General features: G+C 56.7%; 6 protein-coding genes. 2 read left to right on the top strand and 4 right to left on the bottom strand.

The annotated features are described in order from the left end of the window. Window positions 1-230 (bottom strand): hypothetical protein (locus CXQ93_RS20025; protein WP_104112153.1); only part of this gene is annotated, 230 nt, incomplete at its 3' end. 197 nt (window positions 231-427) lie between these two features. Beyond that, window positions 428-1,030, bottom strand: a complete 603-nt coding sequence (locus CXQ93_RS20020; RefSeq protein WP_104112156.1) for a TetR/AcrR family transcriptional regulator — start codon at window positions 1,028-1,030, stop codon at window positions 428-430. 29 nt (window positions 1,031-1,059) lie between these two features. Here CXQ93_RS20020 and CXQ93_RS20015 point away from each other — a divergent pair, with 29 nt between their 5' ends. Then, window positions 1,060-1,470 carry a VOC family protein gene (locus CXQ93_RS20015; RefSeq protein ID WP_104112155.1) on the top strand — a complete coding sequence of 137 codons (411 nt, stop codon included), beginning with the start codon at window positions 1,060-1,062 and terminating at the stop codon, window positions 1,468-1,470. Window positions 1,471-1,928: 458 nt separating this feature from the next. On the opposite strand, the gene CXQ93_RS20010 is transcribed toward CXQ93_RS20015, so the two are convergent. Together CXQ93_RS20010 and CXQ93_RS20005 are read right to left on the bottom strand one after the other, a co-directional pair. Then, window positions 1,929-2,366, bottom strand: a complete 438-nt coding sequence (locus CXQ93_RS20010) for a hypothetical protein (RefSeq protein WP_181036248.1) — start codon at window positions 2,364-2,366, stop codon at window positions 1,929-1,931. A gap of 277 nt (window positions 2,367-2,643) precedes the next feature. Further along, entirely contained in the window at window positions 2,644-2,994 is a 351-nt protein-coding gene (locus tag CXQ93_RS20005) for a VOC family protein (RefSeq protein WP_104112154.1), read from the bottom strand. 480 nt (window positions 2,995-3,474) lie between these two features. On the opposite strand from CXQ93_RS20005, the gene CXQ93_RS20000 reads away from it, so the two are divergent. Next, a partial coding sequence (locus tag CXQ93_RS20000) for a hypothetical protein (RefSeq protein ID WP_104112153.1) occupies window positions 3,475-3,704 on the top strand: 230 nt, incomplete at its 3' end.

Raw genomic sequence — 3,704 nt, 5'->3', positions numbered from 1 at the left:
AGAATCGGGATCGTGGGGTCAATTCGTTTGGAGTGCTTCTTGTGAGCGGCCTGCCGTGTCACCCCAAGCGCGTCAGCGATGTCCTGCCAATTCATACCCGAACGCAGCGCTGCCTCGACTTGCCGCAGCTCTAAGGTGTCCGCGAGCACGCGCAACGACGACACTGCCCGCAGCCCCGCCTTCGGGTCGCTGGTGTCGGCTGCCACGGAAGCGATCTGTGAAGACTCCATACTGTCAACCTACGTTGCTGTACATGCTTCTGTCAACCAAAGTTGCTGCAATGCCACCGCTTACACATGTCTAGCTCCACTGCCCCGTTGACCGTTCCCCCTACAGGCGCTCAAGCCCTGCACTGAGGACTTCGGACGGTGAACTCGCCTTCAATAATTGGCACACAGCCTTTAGCAGGGCTTTCCAGGATGTCTAGTCACTGAGACCCTTCGTGCCGAGACCCATTAGGAGTCACAACCCGGTCAATAAGGAAAAGCATCGCTGCCTGGATCGTATCTTTGTCGCCACCGCCATCAATATCCAGTGCTGCCCGATCAAATGATGCCGACAGCAGGTTCGTTAGGGCAGAGACATCGTGTCCGGGCATTGCGTCTTCGAGGCCTTCCCGTAGTGATGCGGCGGCATGGCCCTCATCTATTGCTTCCATCTTGACCGTACCGAGAGCCGCCGGGCCTTCGATAAGTAGGAGGCGAGTACGCCCCGGAACTGCCATTGCCTTGAGGTAGGCGACGCTGCCCTCTCGTAAGGCATCGACAGGGCTGGCGTTGGCCGGCGCAGCATTCTCTATCTCCTCTGCGACCTGGCGGGCCTCCTCCTCGAGCACTGCTTGCAGGACTTCGCTCTTATCCCTGAAGTGGTGATATAGCGCGCCACGGGTCAGCCCCGCTCGCTCAACCAGCTCTGGCGTGGATGTGGAGGCGAACCCTTTCTCAATGAAAAGCGACCGTGCTGCGACAAGCAGCGCCCGTCTGGTCTGAGCGCTGCGCTGAGCGTTTGTCTGGACTTGAACCTTTTGCATACATACAGTCTGTATGTTAGTTTTCTTGCATGCAAATCATTTCGAGCTCCTATCCCGTAATCATGACCGAAAATGTGGCTGCCACCGCTGCCTTCTACCAGCAACATTTCGGCTTTAAACAGCTGTTTTCAAGCGACTGGTATATCCACCTGCACCGTGAGGAACACGCCTTAGCCGTCTTGGATGGCCAGCACGAGACCGTGCCCGAGTCGCACCGAGGAACTGCTTCCGGCATACTGCTCAACTTTGAGGTTGATGACGTCGATGCGACATACGCCAAGTTCATTGCCGCAGGCCTGCCGATAATCACGCCACTACGCGATGAGGACTTTGGCCAGAGACATTTCATTACCGCAGACCCCAACGGAGTATTAGTTGATGTCATCACCCCGATCCCACCGAGCGCAGAGTTCGAAGCGCAGTTCACGCAACCGTCCTAACCGCCCCCTCGCGTACGGCATTTGTGAACGATGTTGCGGAGCTCATTGCGTTGGCAGAGCCCCACCCGGTGGGCATCGAGAGGTAGTCGATTGAAGCCCCGACCGCTCTGCTCGTCGGCGTCGCACCTCCACGCGTTGCAGGAGATCCTGCAGTTCACAATGCGGGAACCTCTGCGAATGTCCCACAGGAGGTTCCTGTGCGGGGCACCGAACCGATCATTCCAAACTGCGAGGACTCGCCCCCCATAAGCTGAACTGAAACCACCGCAATTAAGGCGTCTTGTGACTCTTCCATGGGCGCAATCCGCGAGCTTTAACGTCCACATGTTCACGGAAGAGTCATTAGAGCCGGTTTTTTCTGCCTTTCATTGCCCAAATCGCCCAGTCCTGCAGGGCCATCGGTCTGGGTACTGTTTACGTTTCGGCGATTTACCCTGAACTACTGGACACGCCAAGTGTCACTCACTCGTGATAACGGAAGTTCTTTGCCTTTTTCCTATGGCCTCGACTGCGGCGGCGATGCCAAGCATGACGGCTGTACCGAGAGTAGTACCGAGGGCTACAAGTATCGCTCCGACAACCCACAGGCCGCTCGAATCCATGGCGGAGGCAGTGCCCACCCATGCAAGCGTGAAGGAAGCAGGAATTACCAGCAGGGCAACGACAAAATGTAAGAGCCGGTAGGCGAGCCCTACCACCACGACGCCGCACAGAAACGCCGCCACTCCCTGCCATATCTCGTATGGTCCAGTCATTTCGCCAGTGGCTGTGTCGTACTGGTACTCGGCATCCCAGCCGAACCAGCCGAACCAGAGCCCTGCTGACAGAAGGGAAATCAGGACGACGGACAACCATTGCTCAAGGGGTGGCCGGTCACGGCTTCGGGTCAGTCGCATCCTCCACTATAAGTCTCGTCCGAATATAGGTTGACCAGGCCACTTGAAATTCACCGCCACCATACTCCCGCGGACGGGTCGGTCACTGTCCCCGCCTGGAGAGAACACGGTGGACCGGGGTCGCGTTGCCACTGTTCGGAGATAGATCGAAGATCGACTGATATTCCGGCAACTAAACTTGGCACACTCAATATGATCTGAACACTGTGTGGTGGGTTTTCTGATCCACGGTGTCCCATCAGCGCCCGTGGAGGGTTCCCCTTAAGGGGTTAGCGCTTCAGCCTAATTCGGTGACAAACCCGATCTTGTTACCGTCCAGGTCAGTGAGCTCGAAGAACTCCACAACCCCCTCGAAGCGTTGCAGTTCGCTGACAATAAGACCCTTATCTGACAACCTCTGCTGCTCGGCAGAAGCGTTTTCGATGCTGATGTTCACGGAGATACCCTCACGGCCTGCGAGTTCAGGGGCCAATGCGAGCTGCAGCCAAAACGCTCCGAGATTGAATTCTGCGAGGCCATCCATAGGAGCCTGATCGGGTTCACCCAGTTCGAATGCCGATTGATACCACCCGATTGCGCGTTTGAGATCACGAACAGGGATGCCAACTGTGACGGTTTCTGCCTTCATGGCAATAACCTAGCAGCCCCCGTGCAACTGTGGATGGCCAGCGCGGTCACAACCAGCATCCTTCATCTTCATTGCAGCTCCGCGAATAGTGAACCGCAGGAGGTTCCCCTTGCGGGCACTTGCAGCCGGTGATCCAGGCTGTCGAGTTTTCTTTTCCACGGTTCTGAATAGCAAATTCTCATTTCTTGCCTAGTTGCCGCTCGGATGGAGCAAAATGGCTCCGAAGTGTCTCATAACCTAAGTGCCTCGAAACCCATGCGTTATGAGACATCGCGCGAGGCATCATTCTTTTTAAGATACCGACCTTCGCCCATCGGTCCATTTCAGAAGTCGTCTGCACAAATTTCAGTACTCGCCTGCACGGCCCCGTCGCGACCGGAAGGAAACGGTCGACGGGGCAGTGGAGCTAGACATGTGTAAGCGGTGGCATTGCAGCAACTTTGGTTGACAGAAGGATGTACAGCAACGTAGGTTGACAGTATGGAGTCTTCCCAAATCGCGTCAGTGGCAGCCGACACCAGCGACCCGAAAGCGGGACTGCGGGCAGTGTCGTCGTTGCGCGTGCTCGCGGACACCTTAGAGCTTCGGCAAGTCGAGGCAGCGCTGCGTTCGGGTATGAATTGGCAGGACATTGCTGACGCGCTTGGGGTGACACGGCAGGCCGCTCACAAGAAGCACTCCAAACGAATTGACCCCACGATCCCGATTCT

Source organism: Arthrobacter sp. N199823 (assembly GCF_002929705.1).
In the GTDB taxonomy this organism is placed as follows: domain Bacteria; phylum Actinomycetota; class Actinomycetes; order Actinomycetales; family Micrococcaceae; genus Specibacter.
Note: the sequence above shows the minus strand (reverse complement) of the source record. Positions and strands in the feature narration are given on the sequence as shown.